This window comes from Pantoea sp. X-Soil-TKNS-1279, assembly GCF_059730565.1.
In genome coordinates this window covers 147024-170547 of record NZ_AP035948.1, presented here as the reverse complement: position 1 = coordinate 170547, position 23524 = coordinate 147024, and the positions used below count along the sequence as shown (strand labels likewise).

17 protein-coding genes and 1 tRNA gene are annotated in these 23524 nt (G+C 55.1%); 1 reads left to right on the top strand and 17 read right to left on the bottom strand.

The window, feature by feature from the left end; translation table 11 throughout:
* Nucleotides 1-3: 3 nt before the first annotated feature.
* The 16 genes from bcsD to AC6I8N_RS00710 all read right to left on the bottom strand — a co-directional run bounded on the left by bcsD (nt 4) and on the right by AC6I8N_RS00710 (nt 22241).
* Nucleotides 4-450 carry a cellulose biosynthesis protein BcsD gene (gene bcsD, locus AC6I8N_RS00785; protein WP_021183755.1) on the bottom strand — a complete coding sequence of 149 codons (447 nt, stop codon included), beginning with the start codon at nt 448-450 and terminating at the stop codon, nt 4-6.
* Entirely contained in the window at nt 450-4253 is a 3804-nt protein-coding gene (locus AC6I8N_RS00780) for a cellulose biosynthesis protein BcsC (protein ID WP_497829839.1), read from the bottom strand. Before AC6I8N_RS00780 ends, bcsD begins: the two co-directional genes overlap by 1 nt.
* Before the next feature lie 11 nt (nt 4254-4264).
* The gene (gene bcsB, locus AC6I8N_RS00775) at nt 4265-6781 is read right to left on the bottom strand and encodes a cellulose biosynthesis cyclic di-GMP-binding regulatory protein BcsB (protein ID WP_497829838.1); all 2517 of its coding nucleotides are present in this window, start codon (nt 6779-6781) and stop codon (nt 4265-4267) included.
* Nucleotides 6778-8883 carry a UDP-forming cellulose synthase catalytic subunit gene (gene bcsA, locus AC6I8N_RS00770; RefSeq protein ID WP_021183752.1) on the bottom strand — a complete coding sequence of 702 codons (2106 nt, stop codon included), beginning with the start codon at nt 8881-8883 and terminating at the stop codon, nt 6778-6780. Before bcsA ends, bcsB begins: the two co-directional genes overlap by 4 nt.
* Before the next feature lie 51 nt (nt 8884-8934).
* Nucleotides 8935-9735, bottom strand: coding sequence for a cellulose biosynthesis protein BcsQ (bcsQ, locus tag AC6I8N_RS00765; RefSeq protein ID WP_497829837.1), 801 nt, complete (start codon nt 9733-9735; stop codon nt 8935-8937).
* On the bottom strand, nt 9726-10397 hold the full coding sequence (gene bcsO / locus AC6I8N_RS00760; protein ID WP_497829836.1) for a cellulose biosynthesis protein BcsO: 672 nt from the start codon (nt 10395-10397) through the stop codon (nt 9726-9728). The genes bcsQ and bcsO overlap by 10 nt, the downstream gene beginning before the upstream one ends.
* Nucleotides 10398-10872: 475 nt before the next feature.
* Nucleotides 10873-12192: an MFS transporter gene (locus tag AC6I8N_RS00755; protein ID WP_497830652.1), complete on the bottom strand. Its 1320-nt coding sequence runs from the start codon at nt 12190-12192 to the stop codon at nt 10873-10875.
* A gap of 370 nt (nt 12193-12562) precedes the next feature.
* On the bottom strand, nt 12563-13573 hold the full coding sequence (gene dppF, locus AC6I8N_RS00750) for a dipeptide ABC transporter ATP-binding subunit DppF (protein WP_021183748.1): 1011 nt from the start codon (nt 13571-13573) through the stop codon (nt 12563-12565).
* Nucleotides 13563-14549 (bottom strand): dipeptide ABC transporter ATP-binding protein, encoded by a 987-nt coding sequence (gene dppD / locus AC6I8N_RS00745; protein ID WP_021183747.1) that lies wholly within the window; start codon nt 14547-14549, stop codon nt 13563-13565. Before dppD ends, dppF begins: the two co-directional genes overlap by 11 nt.
* A 12-nt stretch (nt 14550-14561) precedes the next feature.
* Entirely contained in the window at nt 14562-15464 is a 903-nt protein-coding gene (gene dppC, locus AC6I8N_RS00740; protein ID WP_036625803.1) for a dipeptide ABC transporter permease DppC, read from the bottom strand.
* A 9-nt stretch (nt 15465-15473) separates the two neighbouring features.
* Nucleotides 15474-16493 carry a dipeptide ABC transporter permease DppB gene (dppB, locus tag AC6I8N_RS00735; protein WP_021183745.1) on the bottom strand — a complete coding sequence of 340 codons (1020 nt, stop codon included), beginning with the start codon at nt 16491-16493 and terminating at the stop codon, nt 15474-15476.
* Nucleotides 16494-16694: 201 nt separating this feature from the next.
* Nucleotides 16695-18305, bottom strand: a complete 1611-nt coding sequence (gene dppA, locus AC6I8N_RS00730) for a dipeptide ABC transporter periplasmic-binding protein DppA (RefSeq protein WP_021183744.1) — start codon at nt 18303-18305, stop codon at nt 16695-16697.
* Between the two features lie 752 nt (nt 18306-19057).
* Nucleotides 19058-19134, bottom strand: a tRNA-Pro gene (locus AC6I8N_RS00725).
* A 123-nt stretch (nt 19135-19257) separates the two neighbouring features.
* Entirely contained in the window at nt 19258-20952 is a 1695-nt protein-coding gene (eptB, locus tag AC6I8N_RS00720; protein ID WP_497829835.1) for a kdo(2)-lipid A phosphoethanolamine 7''-transferase, read from the bottom strand.
* Nucleotides 20953-21261: 309 nt separating this feature from the next.
* Nucleotides 21262-21690, bottom strand: coding sequence for an organic hydroperoxide resistance protein (locus AC6I8N_RS00715; protein WP_013507301.1), 429 nt, complete (start codon nt 21688-21690; stop codon nt 21262-21264).
* Between the two features lie 86 nt (nt 21691-21776).
* Nucleotides 21777-22241, bottom strand: a complete 465-nt coding sequence (locus AC6I8N_RS00710; RefSeq protein WP_013507300.1) for a MarR family winged helix-turn-helix transcriptional regulator — start codon at nt 22239-22241, stop codon at nt 21777-21779.
* 61 nt (nt 22242-22302) lie between these two features.
* On the opposite strand from AC6I8N_RS00710, the gene AC6I8N_RS00705 reads away from it, so the two are divergent.
* On the top strand, nt 22303-22911 hold the full coding sequence (locus AC6I8N_RS00705) for an HD domain-containing protein (protein ID WP_497830651.1): 609 nt from the start codon (nt 22303-22305) through the stop codon (nt 22909-22911).
* A gap of 68 nt (nt 22912-22979) precedes the next feature.
* On the opposite strand, the gene AC6I8N_RS00700 is transcribed toward AC6I8N_RS00705, so the two are convergent.
* Nucleotides 22980-23276 (bottom strand): HTH-type transcriptional regulator, encoded by a 297-nt coding sequence (locus AC6I8N_RS00700; protein ID WP_021183741.1) that lies wholly within the window; start codon nt 23274-23276, stop codon nt 22980-22982.
* Between the last annotated feature and the right edge of the window lie 248 nt (nt 23277-23524).

Below are 23524 nucleotides of genomic sequence, written 5' to 3'. Positions count from 1 at the left end.
TTCCTATTGATATCGGTAGTGCAGCGTACTGCCATCGAGCTTTTCAAGGGTAAGAGGAACCTTGACGCTGCCGCCCTGGTCCTGAAGCCAGCGGGCATACACCCCGGCCAGCACGGCGCTAAATGCCAACTGCCAGCGTTCGCTATTCACCCGGTTGTCTCCCGCCGGTAACGCATGGTGCTGAATCAGAATGGCGTTCTCCATCGGCTGTAATTGGGCAAAGCCCCAGCTAAAGCGCGCCAGCTGCAAATTCATTTCACGCTCAAGATCCTGAACGGTGCGCGCCTCCGCCAAAGGATAGCGCGCCGCCAGCGATTCGCCCACCTGGTTGAGGAAACCTTCGGCTTCCTCTCCGGCATTATCCAGCATGCCTTCAATCATCACGCTGACCAGATCAAACCAGCCCGGCTGATGCGGGTGATTGACGCGGGCTGCCAATTGCTCACTCATTAGTTGTCTCCGAACATGTAGCGGAAGTACAGATTCGCGGTAGTCTCGTTGTAATCACCGAAGGTGTCATAGCCTAACTGACCACCCAGAGTGAGATCTTTGTTGATCTTATAGTCAGCCCCGGCATGCAGGTTATAACCAATGCCGTTTTTGCTATCGCCTTCGTAGTAGGCGCTCTTGACGTAACCCGCATCCGCCATTGCCTGCAACTGAGATTGCAATGAAGGATCATTCGGGAAGTAAGCGCTTCTGTCCTGGCTGTAGGACTGATAACCGATCGAACCACCGATATTCACCTTCAGGTCATCAAACGTACGCGAGAAGTCGACAGGGAACGAGATCGATGCGTAGTTCTGCGGGCTGAAATAACCGCCCTGACCATAGCTGAAGTAGCTGAGGTTTTTCGAGAAGTCCATCCACGACAGGCTCATACCCACCTTCAGTTCGCGGTCGTCGTAATGGAACGGACGTACATAGGCGCCTGCGGTGGCCTGCACGCTGTTGTTGCTGGCGACGTTCTCGCCAATATAGCTGTAGGCACCACCACCAACATAGAAACCGGCGTCACCGTTGTCGTAGCTCAGCAGCGCGTTGCCGCCGTTTTTCGTCACCTGGCCCCATTTCTTACCGCTGGCGGTATCTTCTGCGCCAACATACGAAAGCAGGCTGTCCGTTACCGCACGACGCTCACCTGTCAGGATCAGCGTCAGGAAGTCAGTCAGCTTCGGCGACCACTGGATGCCACCCACCATAGTGCTGAGATCCTGGCCGAGCGGCGTACTGCCAAGGTCGATTTTATAGCTATCGCCACGCAGCGCCATATTCAGCTCAACCCCGTTGCCTTTCTGCGAATTGGTCGAAGAAGAAGGCACATCGGTGACTTCAGCATCACCCGCCGCAACCACGCCGCCCTGAATCAGCGCGTTAGTACCGAAACGACGCCAGGCATCGCCCGCGGCACTGCCCGCCGAAAGGGAAATCGGCGTCATGGTAAAGTCGAAGCGCGAATCACCAAACGGCACGGTGGAGAAGGTCAGCGGTGCTTTGGCTTCGGTCAACTTACTCAGCCCCGATTCGCCATCACGTCCACGTACCTGCAACTGGCCCTGAGTCCAGGTGCCGGTTTTCTCCTGCAAATCGTCCATCATATCGTCGATCTGCTTCAGTGTACGGCTCTGCTGCACCGCCGGGGTATTGCTCGCCAGCGTTACGCCACTGGCGCTGCTGGTGGCATCCGGCGAGGATTGCCACGGCATCACCGTACCGTAGCTGGAAGGCGTGCGCCCTACCGGTGAGGTGCTGCGGTTGATAAACGGGTTATCCGCCAACGCCAGACCACCCACGGTCGGTACGCTGCCGGTTTGTGCACCCTGCAAGCCAATCAACTGGCCGCGGGCGGTACGCAGATAACTCATCGCCTGGCTGTGCTCACCGTTGGCTTCCGCCACTCGCGCCAGCAACAGCAGGCGGTCCGGCGTTTGCTCATTACGCAGGCCACGCGTCAGGGTATTGGCTTTCTGCACATCGTTCTGTGCCAGCGCCACATTGATCGCCCCTTCACGCGCATCCTGGGTCGGGGTGTCCTGGGTCATCAGGTAGTCATACACCACGCCCGCTTCTTTGTTCATCTTGCCGGATTGGTACAGACGCGCCATCGCGAACATCAGATCGCGGTTCTGCGGATCGTGTTGCAGCGCCCCCACCAGTTTGTCATAAGCGGCGGCGTATTGTTTCTGCTCACGCAGGCGATCCACTTCGTTGATAACGTAGCCGTTGCGAATACCGGCCAACTGCGTCGGCGTACTGCGAGCCTGCAATTCCGGGCTGCTGAGGAAGCTCTGCGCTTCGGTGGTCAAACCGGCCTGATTGAGGACCGCCACCTGCGCAGCGTAATCGCCGGCGTTGCCCTGCACGCCGCGCTGCATATTGCTACGCACCACGGACACCGCGGTGGTGAGGTCACCCGCTTTCGCCAGTTTCTGCGCCAGATTACCCGCGTCCACCGGATTCGCTGGCGGATTCGACGCCAGCGCGCGCAACGTATTCGCTGCTGCGGCATTCGAACCCTGTGCCAGATACTGATCGGCGGTGTTCATTTGCAGGTTAAAGTTCACGCGTTGCGCCAGTTCGCGCATGTCGCTGCTTTTGCTGCTGTTGGGAATGCGCGCCAGCAGCAGGCTGGCCTGTTGCCAGGCACCGCTTTCGCTGGCATTCAACGCACCGGCGTAGAGTTCATTGGTGCTGGCACCGGTACGCATGGTCGGCTGCATAATATTCGCCGCCATCATGCTATCGCCCTGACCACGATAGATGCGCGCCAGATCGAGACGCAGCCAGCCATCGTTAGGGTTACGCGCGATGCCCTGTTGCAGGGTGGCAATCGCCGCAGCATTGTTACCTGCCGCCAGCTCACGCTTCGCCTGCTGGCGGATTGGATCGGTGCTGCTGCCGCGCGGTGCCACGCTCTGACGCACGCTGTCCGGCAGCGAGGCCAACAACGTATTGGCTTCGGCGCTACGATTCTGCTGACGCAGCACGTAAAACAACCCTTCTTTCGCGTTACGGTTATCCGGCTCGCTTTGCAGGATCGAACGGTAAGTTTGCTCCGCCTGCGGTAACTGATTGGTACGACGCAGCACATCCGCGCGGAACAATTTGGCTGAAGTGCCTTTCTCGCCTTCAGCCTGAGTCAGTGGCTCGCTCAACGCCAGCGCCTGAGCGCTGTCGCCATTCTTCAGTGCCTGCTGGGCCGTTGCCAGTTGCGCATAGAAACGGGCATCAGCCGCCTGTTTCTGGCGCTGTTCGCTCTGATCCCCGCCCAACTGCGCAGCGCGCGTCAGGTAATCAGCCGCTTCAGAATAACGTCCGGCGCGCTGCGCCACGTAACCCATACCGGCCAGAGCATCGGCATCCTGCGGGTTGGCCTGCAACACTTTCTGGAAGTTGTTCTGGGCGCTGCTGACATCGCCGCTGTTCAGGGCCGTAAAGCCAGCCCCTTTCTCCGCGCCGCCGACATTTTTACGGTAATAATCCATCACCGCGTTGTCCTGCGGATGGCGTTGCTGCCAGGTCTGATACAACGACGCATCAGAAGCCTGCGGGCCAAGCCACAGCAGCGCCTGGCGCAGCGAACGGTCAGCATCTTTGTTGCCATCGGCCATCGTCGCCAGCAGATCGATACCTTCGCGACGTGTCGATTCCTGGTACGTCATTGCCTTACCCAGCGCCAGTTTGGCCCCGGTATCCTGCGGATGTTCGGCGGAGAATTGACGCAACGCTTCGACCGCCTGCGGTAGCATCGATCGGTCACCGGCCATCGTCAGATAATATTCGGCAGCGACACTCGGCGGCGGCTCATTGCCGCTAAAGGTATTGCGCCAGGTTTGCAAAGCTGCGGCGATGTTGCCGCTGCGCGCCTGCTGACGCGCCAGTGACAACTGTGACTGCGGGATACTTTGCAGCTGGCGGGCGTTATCAAGCTCCGTCAGCTGCGCATCGTTGGGCGACACCTGGTTCAGGCGGGCGCGCCATTGCGCGGCGCCCACGTTATCGCCACTTTGCTGGGCATATAACGCCAGCAGGTACAGCGCCTGGGTGTTATTGGGTTCCACCATCAGCACTTTTTGCAGCGAGGCCTGGGCTAAATCGTCATGCGCTTTCTGGTGCCAGTAAGCCGCCTGATCGAACAGCGCTTGTAACGCAGGGTTGGTGCTCTCCGCCGCCAGCAGCGGCTGAGAGAGAGTCAGTGCCCCACCCAGAATCAGGGCATGGCGAATACCGGCGCTTATCAGATGTTTTTTCATTATTTTTATCCTTACTTCTTGCCGGGCTTGCTATCACCTTGCGGGTTAAGACGTCGCCATGCATGACGTCTCAGCATCACCCAGGCACCACTGCCCACCAGCGCTGAAACCAGCAATGCGGCCAGCGCCATCAGCACGGAGTGCTGGTTGGCATACCACACCACCATCATGTACCAGGGCATTTCACCGCTCGGGAACTGCGGCCCGACGCGGAAGCTGCGGATACCGTTTTCATCGGTGATGATGGCGGTATCGCCACGAATACCGGCGTTGATACGCGCCGAGTTCAAATCGTTGTGCAGACGCAGTAACTGGTCATCGCTGGTCGCCACCGTCATCACCACCAGGCGATCGGGGTTCCACGGCGAGCGATAGCTGACAAAACCGCGCCACGCCTCGTTGGAGGAGAAGTAGCGATCGGCATCCAGTTGTTGACGATACCAGTCGCCCATCAACCAGCCGCGCAGCTTGTCCCAGGTGGTGGGATCTTTCACGCCCAGCGTATTGCCGCTGGTTTCATACGGCGTTCCCGCCAGCATCGCCTGGTTAAAGGTGGTGTTTTGCGTGGTACTGACCGCCAGCAGGTCGCTCTGCTCCAGACGCGACAGGTTGGTGCCGCCATTCGGCATCCCGAATAACACCTGGTTCTGCGCCAGCGGCACGCCTGTGGCGTTACCGGCACGCGCTGCCATATCCAGCAGCGTGGAGACCTCGGCATCGCTTGGTTTTTCCGGCAGCAACAGCGCCGTCTGCGAGAAGTCAGCCAGACGTGTGAACGGGAAGGCAGCACCGACGAAGTACGACAGATTCGGCAGCATGGTGAAGTGGCGTGTATGGCTCAGGTCTATCGACGAGTCATCCTCAATGCGGCTCTTGATGTTGTTGTTCAGCAACACGCCGCAAGGGGCATCCGCTTTCGGCTTGATGTTGAAGTAAAGCGACAGTTGGTTGTCACCGTAAATCAGATAAGGATCGAGCTTGAGCGCATAGTTTTCCTGACGCGCATCGCCACCGAGACGATGCCAGGCACTCTCCAGCAGGCCGACTTTATTGACTGTCAGGTTGCGCAGGAAGGTGCCATTCAGCATCACGTTAAGGAACGAATTGTTCTCGTCAATCCAGCTTTCGGACGGGAAACGATAATGCAGGTTGACCGGAATGGTGTCGCCATCCCACATAAACAGATCCGGCGCGGCGCGGAAGTTCACGCTCAACGCATCGTGCCAGATACCGGTGGTGGTCAGGCTTTGATCTTTACGCAGCAGCTCACTCAAACGTACCGGACGGCTGGTATTGATCCAGCGCGGGGCGTCATACGGCTTACGCAGCGCAATCGGCTGCGGCTGCACATTCAGGTTGCTGGCATCGGTGGTCAGCGGCTGGGTCGTCAGACGATTGGCCGCCTGACGCAGTTGCGTATCATCGGCGCCGCTCACCAGCAGCAGTTTGTACACCGGGTTGAGCGGGTTATCGACCATCTGTAAGGTCGGGCCGTTGGCCGCCGGGAAAGTCAGGGGACCAATTTTATCGCCAGGATGGCCGAACAGAATGCCGTTGTGCTCCGGCAAATCACCGCGTACCACCGGGAAGCGGATGCCACGGTAATCCGACTGAATGCCCATCCAGGACGCTACCAGCGCAGCGGCGCTGACGGTATCCGGCGTCACGTTTGAGGCAAAGCCAATGGTGACGCTGGCAGGCGTCATGCGCAGCGGATCGATAAACGGACGCGGGAAGTTACGCAGGCTGGTGCCGATGTTCAACTGCTGGCCTTCCATGCTCAGCGTGGTTTTCGGCAGGATGGTCACCTGATATTGCTGCGCGCTCTCTTTCTCGCACAACAACTTGTCAGCATCGTTGATTTTGAAGCTCAGGTTGTTGCTGGACACTACCATCGCCGCCGGGATATCGAGCTGATAATCACTGGTATCGCTGTCGGTGGAACCCAGTGGCAACGTGCCCAATGGCTGGCCGTTCAACATCAGTTGCAGCGAGGTATTACGCGATGCCAGCGCAGCAGAAACACGCAGCGACAGGTTGAGGCGCGCATTGGTGATTACCTCGTCACCCGGCAGGGTAAACACGATGCCGGACTGCAACTGACCACCGGTTAACACGATGCCCTGCTTCTGGCCCATCTGTGCCACCGAAATCACGGTGCTGACCGGCTGATTCAGCGGCGCGGCGACGACCGGTGCTGGCACCGGGGCCGCAGCAGGTGTCGGCAGAACCATCTCGGGTGCCGGAGCCGGAGACTCGCTGGCGGCGGGTGCATCATTTTCTACCGCAGGCGCATTCTCGGCCGGTGCGCTGACCGCTGGCGCGGTTTCCGCCGGAGTATAAGGCGTGCTACCTGCCGCCTCTTTCAGTTGTGCATCGGCATTGTTATCAAGGCCCTGCGGTGGCGGAATTTGCCCCAGTGCAGAGCTGTCCTGCGTTACCGTGGCTGGCGTTTCCGCCCAGGCGGGCACGAGCAGCAGCGCGGTTGCCAGCGAACTCGCCAGCAACGTTTGCGTCAAATTTTTCATGCGGCGCTGTCCTCTTTGACGGCAGGCTGAGCCTCCTGCTTGCCCTTATTACGACGATCTTTCCATGTCAGCCAGAACAGCTCGAAAACGGTACGCACAATGGTGCCGAGCGACAACAACGGATTGTCCTGCTTGTACTGCGGCTGAATCCACGCATCGGCACGCGCCAGCACCACACGCACCAGTTCGCGGCGACGCGACAGCGGCATGGCTTCGAAACGCAGACGAATGGTTTCGTCATCGCCGGAGATTTTGCTCACCGGAATGGTAATGGCACCTGATTTCAGCAGCAGATCGATCTCTTCGATTTCATCGTATTCATGACGATCATCGGGCGCGTCGAGTTGTGCGCCGCCCATCGACAGGTCGCTGGTCATGGTGCGCGACGAGATACCGCTGGCGTAGTGAATAATCGCCGGGATCTGTACTTCAATACGGATGGTTTTACGCACCTGCTTGGTTTCACGCGCTACGGCAATCGCCGCCATCAGGATAATCAGGCTGAACACCGCCCAGCCGACGTTAAGGGCAATCACGTAAGGATCCACCCCGAAGTAATCATGCATGGTGGCACGCACCACACCCGCCACAATCCCTATCGTCAGCAACGCCGCCACAATCACATGCGGGCGCACGATGTGGAAATCGAAAAAGCCCTGATCCAGCACCCCGCCTTTATCGGTGACGTTGAACTTACCGTGTTTCGGCGAGAACATGGTCAAAATGGTCGGGATAACCAGGTGGAAACACATCACCGTTTCGTAAATCTCACCCCAGAAGGTGTATCGGAACCGGCCATTCATACGTGAGTTGACGTACAGCGACATCACCAGGTGCGGCAGCACGTAAGCGAAAATCAACGATGCCGACGAGTGAATGATGTTGAGGTTAAACAGCAGATACGCCAGCGGTGCCGTCAGGAACGCCACGCGCGGCAGACCAAACTGGAAGTGCAACATCGCGTTGAGGTAGCACAGGCGTTGCTGCCACTTCAGACCACGCCCGAACAGCGGGTTATCGACACGGAAAATCTGCGTCATGCCACGCGCCCAGCGGGTACGCTGAATGACGTGCAGACCCAGACGTTCGGTCGCCAGTCCGGCCGCAAGTGGAATCGACAGGAAGGCAGAACCCCAGCCAAGACGCTGCATTTTCAATGCCGTGTGGGCATCTTCGGTAACGGTTTCCACCGCAAACCCGCCAATCTCCTCCAGCGCGCTACGGCGAATCACCGCACAGGAACCGCAGAAGAAGGTCGCGTTCCAGTTATCGTTGCCTTGCTGCACCGGGCCGTAGAACAGCGAACCTTCGTTCGGGATGCTGCGCGCAGCGCGCAGGTTACGTTCGAACGGATCGGGTGAGTAGAAGTAGTGCGGCGTTTGCAACAGCGCCAGCTTCGGATCTTTCAGGAACGGCCCCACCGTCGCTTGCAGGAAAGTACGGGTGGCAACGTGGTCACAGTCAAATACGCAAATCAGCTCACCTTTCGTGATTTTCATCGCATGGTTGAGGTTACCGGCTTTCGCATGGCGGTTGTCGTCACGGGTGATATAACCGACCCCGACGTCTGCCGCAAACATGGCAAATTCACTACGTTTGCCGTCATCCAGCAAATAAATTTTCAGCTTGTCGCGCGGGTAATCAATACACTGTGCCGCCAGAACGGTATCACGTACCACATCGAGGCTTTCATTATAAGAAGGCACATACACATCGACCGTTGGCCACAGGCTGGTATCTTCCGGCAGCGGTTCAATGGTGCGTTTTAATGGCCAGGTGGTTTGCAGGAAACCCAGAATTAAGATCAGCCAGACGTACAATTCGGCAAGATATAAACCGATACCGAGAATGGCTTCAATCTCGGAATTAAAGTGCAACGTCTCCGTAGTGCGCCACCATATATAGCGGGTCGACATCAGGGCGGAGAGGATGACCATCACCACAGTTATTTTACGGCTTTTACTTAAGCCCATTAAAAACAGCATACCGATGCTGATTAAGCCAAAAATATATTGTTTCTGGCTATCCATCGGCGTGATGATGATTACCGCTGCGACCGGTGCAAGCACCAGCAGCAGCAGGTAAAACGCGAGTTTACTCATGATTCACCTGCGGAGCTGTGTTGTTATTATTCGCCTGACAATGCCAGGCTATTAATAATGACTGCGAATGGGTGCCTGAACTTCACCGTTGCCCACGGAGATATTCAGAATATTGGAGACACGCTTGGCAACCAGCTCAATATCAAACGCTGCCGCAGATGCAGGGCTGAAATCAAAAACAGATTGCTGTGACGCATTGGCTTCCGTGACGCTTTCATCCCGGTGCACCACGCCCAATAAATTGTCCCCCAGACGCTGCTGCATAAAAGCGGTGACATCACGGCTGATATTGCGGCGGTTATCGCTCTGGTTGAGCACAAAATAGTGTCCACGTTTATTATTCAGTGGCTGACCAATCATGCGGTCGTTTTCAATTTGCGGTAGCAAAGAAACGGAAGCGGTATCTGCCAGCATCACCACTAAATGCATATCGGCAAGTGCCGTCATTGCCTTTAATGCCGGACTCGGTCCTGGCGGAAAATCCGCGATAATCACCAGGCCGGGATAATTCAGTACCGTATCCAGGCCACGCTTCAGGAAATGCGGATCTTTACTCAGGTTATCTTCAAAACGTTCGCGCTGCTGCTCAGTGACATCACCGTAAGGCATGACAAAAATATTGCCGCCAGTGGTGAGAATCGACTGGCTCCAGTCGGCCTGCTCCTCCGAACGTGCCACAAAACCGCGCCCATCATGTAAAGGAACACCAAAATGCAGGCGCAGCGCATTTTGTACGTCAAAATCAATTGCCAAAACTTTGCTGCCTGCGCGGGCCAGACTCCAGGCCAGGTTGGCTGCCATTGTGGTCTTCCCTACTCCCCCTTTAGGCGAGCACACACAAACTAACGGCATAGCGCAATCTTCTCCAGTAACGGTTTCAGTAATGTCTCTTTCGACAGGTTCACAGGCTCAGCAGGCCGCGAACGGAATAATGCGCCAAAGCGTGACGGTGCCGCAGCGGGTTGCGCCGGTGCGACTGGGGTAGCAAAAACGGGGGTCGGTGCAACGGCCACCGGTGCCGGAACCACTGCCGACTCCGGCACCACAGCGGGTGCCACAGGCGCTTCAACCGGTTTGGGCGGTGGGGGCGGAAACAGCGACGTTGTTGCCTGCCGCTCAACATGAGTGGCTTTCGGTGCCACAGGTGTGGCTGAAGGCGAGGGTTTAGCCGGGGCTGGCGGGAACAATGATGACACCGCTGTCGGGGCCTCCCCCGCTGCTGGCGTCGCTGCCAGGCTATCCAGAATCGAACCCCGTACGCTACTGGCGAGCGGCGCGACCTGCGGTTGTTGTGGTGGTGCATCGAATTCGTTGCCGCGAATCGGCTGTGGCTGCGGCAGATCGATACGCTGGCCGCCGCCTAACGTTTCCTGATCTTCATCAGCAGCCAGCTGACGGATAATCGCCCACTGACTCTGGTCGGCTTCCTGCGTTTGCCCGGACATATCCTTAAAAGCGATATCCAGCGTCTGCGTTTTTTCCTTAAAACGCTGCAAATCGTCGTAGTTCTTCATGACCAGGGGCCTGTAAAAGGAGGGGGGGAATTTTTCGCGAATATATCACATACATTAAAACACAGTGAGAGAAATCTGATTATTAAAACGCCGAATTCAATAAAAGAGTTTTATCTTTGTGATTGAAAAAAGGTAGCAAAATAACTCTCCTTCTGCTTATGACCTGAAATTAATTAATATCGGTTAACTGAAATAATCACGCAGCTCATCTTTTCGTAACTCACTGAAATATCTCTAAGCCTCTGCAAGTTACGGATTTTTCACCTGTGTGATTAATCTCACACGAATTTGACAAAATTCAGAATTTGTCTTAACGGTCGAAACAATTTTTAATGCCAGCGCATCACAGATGAAAGGCGGTAATGGATTTTGTTAATGTTAAGTGAACAAGACAATTGGCGTTAATTTTTCTGAAGTATAGGCGGGAATTTGGATAGGAGTGAACAATCGGCCAGAAAGGCTGGCCGATTGATAATTAGAGTTGTTGCGTCTGTGCCTGAATCACGGCTTCACGTTTTACCCGACTGGCGCAGAATATCGCCAACAGCGAAATCACCACGGTAACCGCCAGATACCAGGCCACCGGAACCCAGTCCCCGTTATATTTTGCCAACAGGCCAGTCGCGATAAGCGGTGCGGTGCCACCCGCCAGCGCTGCGCCAAGCTGGTAGCCAAGGGTAATCCCGGTATAACGAACATTGGCGCTGAAGATTTCGGAACAGAGCGTACCAAGCACTGCCGTTACTGGCGCCCAAAGCACACCAAAGGCGATGACCGTCGCCAGCACGATACCCCAGGTCGTTTTGGTATCCAGCAGCATAAACCAGGGCACGATAAACAACCCGAGCATGAAAACGCTCACCGCATACATGCGCTGACGACCGATTTTGTCGGATAGCAGCCCCATTAATGGAATCATCAGAGTGGCGACCAGCGCACCCAATGTCACCGCTTCCAGCGCTTGCGATTTTTGGTAGCTCAGTGTCGTTGTGGCATAGCTCACCACAAAGGTTGAGAAAATATAGAAAGGTGCGGTTTCCACCACTTTAAGCCCGGCGGCAATCAGCACTTCACGCCAGTGATGCTTCAACGTCTCGCGTAAAGGCGCTTTGGCAACCTGGCCTGCTTGTTTGACGCGTTTGAAGTCGGGCGTTTCGTCGATATCTTTCCTGATCCACAGCCCCAGGAATACCAGGATAGAACTTAATAAAAACGGAATGCGCCATCCCCAGGAGAGAAACGCGTCTTCACTGAAAAGCGTCATCAGTGAGACAATAAAGGTCGCCATCAACATCCCGATGGTGACACCGGCCTGGGGAATGCTGCCAAAAAAGCCTTTGCGTTTCGCCGGTGCATACTCATAGGCCAGCAGCAGCGCGCCACCCCATTCGCCTCCAATGCCCATGCCCTGAATGATGCGCATCAGAATAAGCAACACCGGTGCCCAAATGCCGATCATGTCATAGGTGGGCAACAATCCGATCATCACGGTAGCACCGCCCATCAGCGACAACGTTAACACCAGCGTTTTTTTCCGGCCGATACGATCGCCAATATGGGCGAACAACACACCGCCAATCGGACGGATAAAGAAGGTGAGGGAAAAGGAAAGATAAGAAAGGATTAAGCCAATAACCGGATCGACCATTGGAAAAAAAATCTTGTTAAACACCAGCGCCGCCGCCGTGCCGTAGAGGAAGTAATCGAACCACTCGATTGAACTCCCTGTCAGGCTGGCGATTAACACCTTCTTGTTTTTTCGTAAAACCGCCGTGCTGCTTTCATGTTGTGTCATAACCAGTAACCCCGCCAAATGGATGATTTGCACAGGTGTCACCTGGCGCGCTTCAGGTGCAACCCGCAGGACGAAAAAGGTTGTCAAAGTGTGAAGCAAATTAGGTTGTCTGGTTACATTTGACAAGCCAGCAGGCGTTGAAACTGGTCAGATCTCGGATAAGCCTACAGTACATACATCCTTTAAATTAATAATTTAAAGCCTAAGATTCTGCTAAAAAATTTAACAATAGCGGGCTATGCAGGTGCAACCCGTTTGTTTTTGGTTGTTTCTGGTTATTTCAAAATAATGACAAAATCGGCTTCGTGAAGCGCAACCCGCACACAAGAAAAAGGCCCCGTCTGGGGCCTTTGTCACTCGCTGTCACAGGTTACGCGCCAGCGATGGGCTGGTTCTCATCCTGGTCTACGGCAAAGCAGGCAATTTGTTGCTCACCGTATGTTTTCAACTTGGGCTGCAACTGTACACAGGTGCCAAAACGGCGACGACAGCGTGCGTTAAAGGCGCAACCTGGCGGCGGGTTAAGCGGGCTGGGCAGCTCGCCGGTCAGTTTGATACGTTCACGACGTTCATCCGGATTGAGGCGTGGCGTGGCCGACAACAACGCCTGAGTGTAGGGATGGCGCGGATTGCTGAAAATCGCCTCTTTGCTCCCCTTCTCTACGCAGCGGCCAAGGTACATCACCATCACTTCATCGGCGATATGTTCCACCACCGACAAATCATGAGAGATGAACACATAGGAAAGACCGAGATCCTGTTGCAGGTCCATCATCAGGTTCAGTACCTGCGCACGCACCGAGACGTCGAGCGCCGATACCGGTTCATCGGCGATCAGCACATCCGGGTCCAGCATCAGGCCGCGGGCAATGGCGATACGCTGACGCTGACCGCCGGAAAACATATGCGGGTAGCGATCGTAATGTTCGGTTTTCAGACCAACCTTCGCCATCATCTCCAGCGTTTTTTCCCGACGTTCCGCTTTGGTCAACGTGGTGTTGATTACCAGCGGCTCTTCCAGAATCTGGCTGATTTTTTTGCGCGGATTCAGCGAACCATAGGGGTTCTGGAACACAATCTGGATTTTCTGGCGACGCAGTTTCTGCGCCTGCGGGTCATGCTTCAGCAAATCCTGACCATGCCAGTACAACTCGCCTTCGGTTGGGGTTTCAATCATGGTCAGCAGACGGCCCAGCGTGGATTTACCACAGCCCGACTCCCCGACCACCGCCAGCGTTTTGCCGCGTTCCAGATTGAACGATACGCCATCCAATGCTTTGACCAGACGCTCCTGGCCGAACAACCCTTTCTTCACCGGGTAGTGTTTTTTCAGGTCAATCGCCTGTAGCAGGTAATCCTGCTGTGTTTTCTCATGACTCATAAGTCGGTCTCCCGGCATCATCCAGTGGGAAGTGACATTTGGACTGACGGCCCGGAATGTCGCGCAGTTCAGGCTCTTCGCTACGGCAACGATCGGTCACGTAGGGGCAGCGCGGATTCAACAGGCAGCCGGTTGGCCGGTCGTATTTACCCGGCACCACGCCCGGCAGCGAGGCCAGACGCGCTTTATCCGCCGCAAATTCCGGCAGCGCACGCAGCAGCGCCTGGGTATAAGGATGACGCGGGGCTTTGAAGATATCCGCCGCTTTGCCGCTTTCCACCACTTGTCCGGCATACATAACGATGATGTGCTGCGCCGCTTCCGCCACCAGCGCCAGGTCATGGGTGATCAGGATCAGCGCCATGTTCTCCTGCTTTTGCAGCTCCAGCAGCAGTTCAATGATCTGCGCCTGGATGGTCACATCGAGCGCGGTGGTGGGTTCATCGGCGATCAGCAGCTTAGGTTTGCAGGCGATCGCCATGGCGATCATCACACGCTGGCTCATCCCGCCCGACAGCTGATGCGGATACACATCCAGACGTGAAGCCGGATCGGGAATCCCCACCTGCTCCAGCAGATCAATCGCGCGCTGACGACGGGTGCTACGGCTACCGCCCTGATGCACCTTCAGCGCTTCCATAATCTGGAAACCCACGGTGTAACACGGGTTAAGGCTGGTCATCGGGTCCTGGAAGATCATCGCCACTTCCGCACCCACCAGCTGGCGGCGCTCTTTTTCGGAGATGCGTTGCAGGTCGCGCTGGTTGAATTCCAGCTTCTCTGCCATCACCCGACCGGGATAATCAATCAGGCCCATAATCGCCAGCGAGCTAACCGATTTACCGGAACCAGACTCACCGACAATGCCGACCACCTGGCCCTGCTCAACCTGATAGCTGATACGGTCAACCGCACGGAACGGTGTTTTTTCGTCGCCGAAATGCACCGACAGTTTTTCTACATTTAATAACGCCATCTCGGTGCCTCTTTACTGCTTGAGTTTCGGGTCGAGTGCATCACGCAAACCATCGCCCATGAGGTTGAATGCCAGAACCGTGAGCAGGATGACCACTCCAGGGAAGGTCACGACCCACCAGGCACTTTGCGCATACTGCAACACGTCGGAGAGCATGGTGCCCCACTCCGGTGTCGGCGGCTGCGCCCCCATACCGAGAAAGCCCAACGCCGCCATATCGAGGATGGCGTTGGAGAAACCTAACGACGCCTGCACAATCAACGGTGCCAAGCAGTTAGGCAGAATATTGACGAACATCTGGCGCAGCGTACCCGCACCCGCCACGCTGGAAGCGGTGACGTAATCGCGGTTCACTTCCACCAGCACCGCAGCACGCGTCAGACGGATATAGTGCGGCAATGCCACAAAGGTCAGCGCCAGCCCGGCGTTCACAATCGACGGACCAAAAATCGCCACCAGCACCAACGCCAGCAGCAGACTCGGCAGCGCCAGCATAATATCGACCAGGCGCATGATGATGGCGTCAACCACACCACCGAGGTAACCGGCCATCAAACCGAAAACCACCCCGAGGATCAGCGACAGTACCACCACCAGGCAGCCCACCAGCAGCGACAGGCGTGCGCCATACATCAGGCGCGACAGAATATCGCGGCCAACATCATCGGTACCGAGGATAAACTTCCAGGTGCCGCCTTCCTGCCACACTGGCGGATGCAGCAACGCATCGCGGAACTGTTCCGCAGGGGCATGAGGCGCCAGGAATTCAGCAAAGATGGCGATCAGCAGCATCAGGATGATGAAGACCAGGCCAATAACCGCGCCTTTATTACGTTTGAAGTAGTGCCAGAATTCCTGAATCGGGGTCATCGGCTTGGGTGCAGCGCTTACGCTTGCGGGATCAACAGCAGACATGATGCCCCCTTATTTCTTATGACGGATACGTGGGTTAACCACGCCGTACAACAGATCAACCAACAGGTTGACCAGGATGATCAGAATCGCCACCAGCAGCACGCCGCCCTGCACCACCGGATAATCGCGGCGTTGCAGCGCTTCAATCAGCCAGCGCCCAAGGCCCGGCCAGGAGAAGATGGTTTCTGTCAGGATGGCCCCGGCCAGCAGCGTACCGACCTGTAAACCGATAACCGTCACCACCGGCAGCATGGCGTTACGCAGGGCGTGCACCACGATCACCCGCATACGCGTCAGCCCTTTGGCACGCGCGGTGCGGATGTAGTCTTCGCCCAGCACTTCCAGCATGGAGGAACGAGTCATACGCACAATCACCGCCAGCGGGATAGTCCCCAGCACGATGGCAGGCAGGATCATATGCATCACCGCATCTTTGAAGTCGCCCGGCTCGCCCCAGATCAGGGTATCGATCAGCATAAAGCCGGTAAGCGGATGGCTATCATCAAGGAAGATGGTGTCACTGACACGCCCGGAGACCGGCGTCAGGTTGAGCTGCACCGACACCAGCATGATCAGCATGATGCCCCACCAGAAAATCGGCATCGAGTAGCCGGTCAGGGAGATGCCCACGGCGGTGTGATCAAAGACAGAACCGCGTTTGACCGCCGCCAGTACGCCGACCGGAATGCCGACGGCAATGGCGAAGATCATTGCGCAGATGCCCAGCTCCAGCGTGGCTTTAAAGCGCGGTACGAATTCGTCCCACACCGGAATGCGGCTTTTCAGCGAGATACCTAAATCACCGTGCAACACGCCGTTGATGTAGGTGAGATATTGTTTCCACAGGGGTTGGTCAAGACCAAACATCGCCATCAACTGAGCATGACGCTCGGGCGAAATACCACGCTCACCCGCCATGATCAGTACCGGGTCACCGGGGATCAGATGAACAAATGCAAAGGTCAACAGGGTAATACCGATAAACGTTGGGATGACAAGGCCCAGACGTCGGAGTATGAACTGCAGCATAAGCCGTACTCTCAGTCATTTCCCGCAGCGTTGCCGCCGGGGACTACATTGCTCAAAACATGCATCCGGCACATAGCCGAACGCGACGCCAGAAGCGCTTCAATAAAAAGAAATTAGCCGGAAAAAAAGTGCGGAGTGCGGGCGGCGAAGAAGCCGCCCGAGGGCCGACGGCGTCGGCCCTGACCGCCATAATCCGAAAGGTTATTCCTGGATATCGACGTTTTCGAAGTGATGTTTACCTAACGGGTCAACCACATAGCCGGTCACTTTCTTGCTGACTGGCTCATACACAGTCGAGTGCGCAATGATCAGCGCCGGAGCCTGGTCATGCATAATCACCTGTGCCTGTTTGTAGTACTCAATACGTTTGTTGTGATCGGCTTCAGCACGGGCTGGCTGAATCTGATCTTCAAACGGCTTGTAGCACCAACGTGAGTAGTTAGAACCGTCTTTCGCCGCTGCACAGCTGAACAGGGTGGCGAAGAAGTTGTCCGGATCCCCGTTATCACCGGTCCAGCCCATCATCACGCTCTGATGTTCACCCGCTTTGGCACGCTTCAGGTACTCGCCCCACTCGTAGGTAACGATGTTGGCTTTGACACCGATTTTCGCCCAGTCAGCCTGAACCATTTCCGCCATACGACGGGCGTTCGGGTTGTACGGACGCTGTACCGGCATCGCCCACAGGTCGATGGTGAAGCCATCTGGCAGACCCGCTTCTTTCAGCAGCGCTTTGGCTTTAGCCGGATCATACGGGTAATCCTGCACCGCGTCGTTGTAACCCCACATGGTTGGCGGGATCAGGTTTTTCGCGGCCTGGCCAGCACCCTGATAAACCGCATCAATGATGGCTTTCTTGTTCACCGCCATAGTCAGTGCCTGACGCACTTTCACGTTATCCAGCGGTTTTTTCTCGGTATTGAACGACAGGTAGCCGACGTTCAGACCCGGTTGTTCCATCAGATTGATGTTTTTGTCTTTCTTCATGCTGGCGATATCAGCCGGGTTCGGGTACGGCATCACCTGGCACTCGCCTTTCTGCAACTTGGCGTAACGCACGGAAGCATCTGGCGTGATGGAGAAGACTAAGCGATCGATCTTCGGTTTGGTGCCCCAGTAATCCGGGTTCGCTTTGTAGAGGATGCGCGAGTCTTTCTGGTATTGCAGCAGCTGGAACGGACCGGTACCTACCGGGTTCAGGTCCACTTTTTCCGGCGTACCGGCTTTCAGCATGTTATCCGCGTACTCTTTCGACAGGATAGAGGCGAAGTCCATCCCGAGGTCGGCCAGGAACGGAGATTCCGGACGGGTCAGCACGAAGCGAACGGTGTGATCGTCCACTTTCTCGATTTTGCTGATCAAGTTCGGCATGTCCATGCCTTCGAAGTACTCGTAGCTGCCGCCAGAAACGCCGTGGTACTTGTTGTTTTTATCGAGCTGACGCTCGAAGGAGAAAATCACGTCATCAGCGTTGAAGTTACGCGTCGGTTTGAAGTCTTTGGTGGTTTGCCACTTCACGCCTTGGCGCAGATGGAAGGTATAGGTTTTGCCGTCAGCGCTCACATCCCACTTTTCAGCCAGGCCCGGTTCCACTTCTGTGGTGCCGATTTTGAATTCAACCAGACGGTTGTAGATCGGTACGGAGCTGGCATCGTAGGTGGTACCAGAGGTGAACAGCTGAGGGTTAAAGCCTTCCGGCGAACCTTCTGAACAGTAAACGAGGGTTTTCGCCTGGACACCCGCGGCAACGGTCATAGCAATCAGGCTCAGACCGACCTTCAGCATCCTGGATTTAGCCAGGGAGTTGATCATGTTTTGCTCCATTGTGATGTGATGTTGTGTGCGTTGCGCCTGACCTCTGATTTTTTTATGCGGTTCAGGCAAGTCACTTTTGTGACCAAAATGCGAATCGTTGTTTTTGTTGCGCTGGCACCGTGGAATCTGCCAGACGCGTCGGACTCTGCATCTATTGACGCATCAATTTGTCAACAGTTGCAAAGAACGTCAATACAAGGTGGGGTTATTTACAGAGAGTGTGAGTAACCGCAAGCAACGATAAAAAACACCCTTCAACCGGTAAGCCAATATTTAAAAAGGTGATAAAGCGCGCTATGCCGAGTGATTATCTGGTAAAACCACCAAATGACAGTGATTATCACCGCTAAAAAACATACAAATATTACCGGTAAATGTTGAATATATGAACGATTCCCCGTGCGTTATGACGTTCAGGCAGAGAAATATGCTGTACTAATGGCATAAGAAATCAGCAAAAAGCAAAAAGCGGTCATAAGAAGAATGTGTCGCGAATTAAGCGGCAGGCTGAGAAGTGGCAAGGGATTGATAGCCGTGAACAGGAATAATGACGACTAATGGACGATTGTCAGACGTAAGGGGTGAAAGATTAACTTTTAAAACTTAATCCGGGGCCACACCAGGCCGTAACGGCGCGATTTATCGCGCAATTTTGTGTACGACGCCGGAAAAAACCGCGCGATAAATCGCGCCGCTTCGGATGATACAGACGAAAAAAAACCCGCTTTTACAAGCAGGTTTCTTAAATTTGGTCGGTGAGAGAGGATTCGAACCTCCGACCCCTTCGTCCCGAACGAAGTGCGCTACCAGGCTGCGCCACTCACCGATGGGGGCGCATCTTACTGCGCCACTCCGGGAGCGTCAATCCCTTTTTGTGCAATTCCATGCGATCGCCTGGAAAGCAGGCAGCGGAGAAAAAGCCCCCGCTGCTCAATAAGTTCAGACAAAATTACAGCGGTTTGGCCTCAGAGGTAACCGCCGGTGCCTGACACCAGTTGTTCGCCGCTTTAATACCGCCGTCCGGTGAGGTATAGCCCAGACAGCCGAGAATGGTATCAAACAACTCGACGTGACGATGCGTCTTGCCAACACGCTGCTGCGCCTGTAAACGCTCAAAATTGCTGCGATTGTTGGGGTCGGCCAAATACTTATCCGAGGCCCAGACGATCATCGGTACCCGGAACTGCTCCGGTGGTGCCATCTCACGCGGTGTACCGTGCAGATGCATATTCTCGCTGATCGACTCACCGTGGTCAGCGGCATAAAACACAATCGCCTTCTTATCACGCAGCTGATCAAACACGCTATCGAGCATCGTATCGACGTATAAAATCGAGTTGTCATAAGCGTTAATCAACTGCGCTTTACTACAGGTTTCATCCACCCCCATACACTCCGGTTGGTAGCGGGCGAAGCTGCGCGGATAACGCTGCGAATACAGGTAATGTGAACCTTTGGTATGCAGCACCACCAGATGCTTACCTTGTGGATAACGTTCCAGCGATGCCTGCAATTCTGGCACCAGCAGCATATCATCCACCGGTTTTCCCTGATTACGCTTCTCAGAGCCAATTTGTTCGCGGAAAGAGAAGTTATTCACATCGGCGTTATCGTAAAACCACACTTCACTTTGCATGGCGAACAACTCGGAGGTGAAACCCAGTTCTTTCAGTACCGCGAAAATGTTCTGCTCTTTCAGGGTACGACCGGGATTATCCATCGTGCCACCTTCGCGTACGAACATGCAGCGCAGCGACAGCTTAGTGGCGGTATCACAAGACTCGCCGCGGAACGCCACCAGGTTTTTCTCTTTCGAGAGCTTCGGCGTGGTATCGCGCTGATAGCCCAACAACCCCATATGGTCCCAGCGCGTGGTTTCACCAATCACAAACACCACGTAGGTATCATCAATTCCTGCCGGGGCCACATAAGTAAACTTTTTCGCCGGGTCCAGCAGCGCCTGACTGTCCACCTCTTCATCCAGTTTGGTCCAGGCAAACAGCCCCAGCGCGGCAATCCAGTTTGAAGGCAGATAGGAGTGCGCCACCACACCGCCGTAGCTGGGCAGATCGATATTGGTGATCTCTTCGTTGGCTTTTTGCAGCTTGTCAAAATAGCGAATCGGCAGCCACACCAGCGCCACGCTCAGCAACAGAATCAGGATTGGTTTGATGCGCTGGCCTGGGGTTTTCAGCTGCTCAATCAGCGTCTTACTCAGGTTATTGCGCCAAATCATCAGCAGCGGCAGGGCACTCACCAGCACCATCCACAGCACGAAATGCAGGCCGATAACTTCTTTTGATAGATCCACATCGGTGGTCATTACCGAGGCGACAATGCCATAGCCAATCACCACGTTAAAAAACGCCATGTAATAGGCAGCAGCAACCGAAATCACCACCAGCAGGCTGGCAAGCACGCGGTAAGCCCATTTACCGCCGAGCGACAAGAGTCGCATCAGGAAGAAGGTCAGCAGCACGGCGGCGACCACTTCAACCAGCGCCGAAGCCCAATTTGTCAGTGAGGATTTCGTCAGAAAGCCGTCAAATCGGCGATAAAAAATCGGCAAATTCAACAGAATGCCGATATACAGCGCGAGCATTAATGACAGCTTCTGCTGCGTTAAGGTCTTAATATAATTCATGAATTTATTTATTCCCGGCTGGTGTCGGAGCGGTAACCCTAAAGTGGGACTATGTAAAGGCAATAGAGTTCGCTTTTACCGCAGAAAAGCGTGATGCAAGGAACTGTTCGGGAGGAATCTGAACCGAGGGCATAGCAATTTTGCGAAGTGGCTAAGTAAAACATGCGTTAAGAGGTGTGACCAGACAAATCTTGTTATCGGCCCAGGCTGAGCATTTTTTGCACACATCAAAAAGTGACATATCTCGTAGCGACGCGATTTACCGCGCTGTTTTTAAAAGCGCGCCGCTACGTATCAACACGTTCTGCCTTAGTTGATGATATTCAGCGTCACATCGATATTGCCACGGGTGGCATTAGAGTAAGGGCAGACGATATGCGCAGCATCGACCAGTTTCTGCGCTTCAGCGGCATCCATCCCCGGCAGATGAATATTCAGTTTGGCTTCAATACCAAAACCGTTGGGGATCGGGCCGATACCGACTTCACCTTCAATCCACGCATCTTTCGCAATGGCGAATTTATCGCGCGCCGCGACAAACTTCATCGCACCGAGGAAACAGGCAGAATAACCAGCAGCAAACAGTTGCTCCGGGTTAGTCACTTCACCGCCTGCACCGCCCATCTCTTTTGGCACGCCCAGTTTCACATCCAGCACGCCATCAGAAGAGGTAGCGCGGCCATCACGACCACCGGTGGCTTTGGCTTTTGCGGTATAAACAACTTTTTCTAAAGACATGATAACCTCACTGATTCGCTATTTTATCGCGCGCTACTTACATAGCGCAGCCTGATATGACACGGGTGCAGCGCACCCGCACTGAATTACTTCGCGCGATTCAGATTATCGCGCAGATCATCCAACTGGTTTTTCAGCGCCAGCAGCGTCTCATCATCACAAGCCGCAGCGCATTTGATCGCTTCCGGAATGGATTCCGCTTTCTGGCGTAATGCCCTTCCCTCGTCGGTCAGGGTCACGACAACCTGACGTTCATCCTGACGCGAACGCGCGCGGCGCAACAGCCCGGCGCTTTCCAGCCGTTTCAACAACGGCGTCAACGTGGCGGAGTCGAGAAACAACTGCTCGCCGATCTCCGACACCGTCACATCATCCTGCGTCCACAGCACCAGCATCACCAGATATTGCGGATAGGTGATTTCCAGCTGCCCCAGCAGCTGACGATAGACCTTGTGCATCGCCAGGTTCGCCGAATAGAGGGCGAAACAGAGATGCTGATCCAGCTTGAGTGGCGTCTGCGACACTTTTTTGTCATCTTGATTACTGTTCATGCGATTTAATATAGATAGCGCGCTAGACAATTGCAAGCTACTTTTTACGGAGCAGACCATGATGCGGGATTCACTGGAAGATCAGGCGCGTCACTATGCCACCCAGGCTCATGCCGAAGCCGGACAGCGGCGCAAATATACCGATGAACCCTATATCGTCCACCCGGCGGCGGTGGTCGAGCTGGTGCGTAGCGTGACCAATGACGAAGCAATGTTGGCAGCGGCCTGGCTGCACGACACGGTGGAAGACACCGCCAGCACTTTGGCAGACATCACCCGCCTCTTCGGCCCACGCGTGGCTGAACTGGTGGATATGCTCACCGACAGCGCGCAGCCACAGGCGAAAAACCGCGCGGCACGCAAGCTGGCCCACTTTCGCCATACCGCGCAGGCGTCACCCGAGGCGCAAACTATCAAACTGGCTGACATCATCGATAACACCCGTGCCATTGTGCAATTCGATGCCGACTTCGCCCGGGTTTATCTGGTGGAAAAACAGATACAAATTCAGTTGTTAGATGAAGGGGATAAACATCTCTGGCAGCAGGCGGATAACATTATTCGCCAGGGGCTAACCCAGCTGGCGCAGCCGCCGCACAGCGTGCCGGAGAGTTGGTTTGTGAAGCAGGCGGCCAAATATGGGGTGATGCTGACCAACCCTGACACATAACGTAGCGGTGCTCATGACAAACAAAAAAAACCCGCCATCAAGGCGGGTCAGAACCGAATAGTCGGTGTTTACTCAAGTAGTTGTCGACCCAGATAGGGATTAGCCTGCAACAGCTTCATCAATTTACGCGCCGTAGCGGAAGGGCGCGTACGTTGCGCCTCCCAGCTTTTCACTGAAGAGACGCTCACCCCCATCACGCGGGCAAATTCATCAACCTGCATGCCGGTCATCTCTCGTAAACGCTGTGGCTCGGGAACTGACGCCTTTTGAAGGGCGATTTCAGATACAGAAGGCTGTGCATCACGTGTCAAAACAATCTGCTCAAGACTACTAAGTAACTCGACCATTGGATCTTTTATTTCCATAGAGAACTCCTTAAAACTCACTATGAATCACGTGAAAGTAGAGAGGTAAAGCGTCCGCAAACGCTGAAACCGACCGGTTCAGGCTGCATCCCGCAACGGTTTAAGAAGATTTATTATGAAACCGTTACGGGACACAGCCTGTTGCACACTGCGATAAAGATGCCAGAACAATGCAACAATTGGCCGGGTTTTAAGTATGGGTCAGATCCCCGGCTTTGCTGCTTTTTTAATGATGATTTATTGATCTA

Bases quoted from the DNA above. Each gene is read 5' to 3' on its own strand.
- dppA (WP_021183744.1), bottom strand. From the start codon at position 18,305: ATGATCAACTCCCTGGCTAAATCCAGGATGCTGAAGGTCGGTCTGAGC.
- dppB (WP_021183745.1), bottom strand. From the start codon at position 16,493: ATGCTGCAGTTCATACTCCGACGTCTGGGCCTTGTCATCCCAACGTTT.
- eptB (WP_497829835.1), bottom strand. From the start codon at position 20,952: ATGAATTATATTAAGACCTTAACGCAGCAGAAGCTGTCATTAATGCTC.
- dppF (WP_021183748.1), bottom strand. From the start codon at position 13,573: ATGAGTCATGAGAAAACACAGCAGGATTACCTGCTACAGGCGATTGAC.
- bcsB (WP_497829838.1), bottom strand. From the start codon at position 6,781: ATGAAAAATTTGACGCAAACGTTGCTGGCGAGTTCGCTGGCAACCGCG.
- AC6I8N_RS00715 (WP_013507301.1), bottom strand. From the start codon at position 21,690: ATGTCTTTAGAAAAAGTTGTTTATACCGCAAAAGCCAAAGCCACCGGT.
- AC6I8N_RS00755 (WP_497830652.1), bottom strand. From the start codon at position 12,192: ATGACACAACATGAAAGCAGCACGGCGGTTTTACGAAAAAACAAGAAG.
- dppC (WP_036625803.1), bottom strand. From the start codon at position 15,464: ATGTCTGCTGTTGATCCCGCAAGCGTAAGCGCTGCACCCAAGCCGATG.
- AC6I8N_RS00780 (WP_497829839.1), bottom strand. From the start codon at position 4,253: ATGAAAAAACATCTGATAAGCGCCGGTATTCGCCATGCCCTGATTCTG.
- bcsO (WP_497829836.1), bottom strand. From the start codon at position 10,397: ATGAAGAACTACGACGATTTGCAGCGTTTTAAGGAAAAAACGCAGACG.
- AC6I8N_RS00710 (WP_013507300.1), bottom strand. From the start codon at position 22,241: ATGAACAGTAATCAAGATGACAAAAAAGTGTCGCAGACGCCACTCAAG.
- AC6I8N_RS00705 (WP_497830651.1), top strand. From the start codon at position 22,303: ATGCGGGATTCACTGGAAGATCAGGCGCGTCACTATGCCACCCAGGCT.
- bcsD (WP_021183755.1), bottom strand. From the start codon at position 450: ATGAGTGAGCAATTGGCAGCCCGCGTCAATCACCCGCATCAGCCGGGC.
- bcsA (WP_021183752.1), bottom strand. From the start codon at position 8,883: ATGAGTAAACTCGCGTTTTACCTGCTGCTGCTGGTGCTTGCACCGGTC.
- dppD (WP_021183747.1), bottom strand. From the start codon at position 14,549: ATGGCGTTATTAAATGTAGAAAAACTGTCGGTGCATTTCGGCGACGAA.
- bcsQ (WP_497829837.1), bottom strand. From the start codon at position 9,735: ATGCCGTTAGTTTGTGTGTGCTCGCCTAAAGGGGGAGTAGGGAAGACC.
- AC6I8N_RS00700 (WP_021183741.1), bottom strand. From the start codon at position 23,276: ATGGAAATAAAAGATCCAATGGTCGAGTTACTTAGTAGTCTTGAGCAG.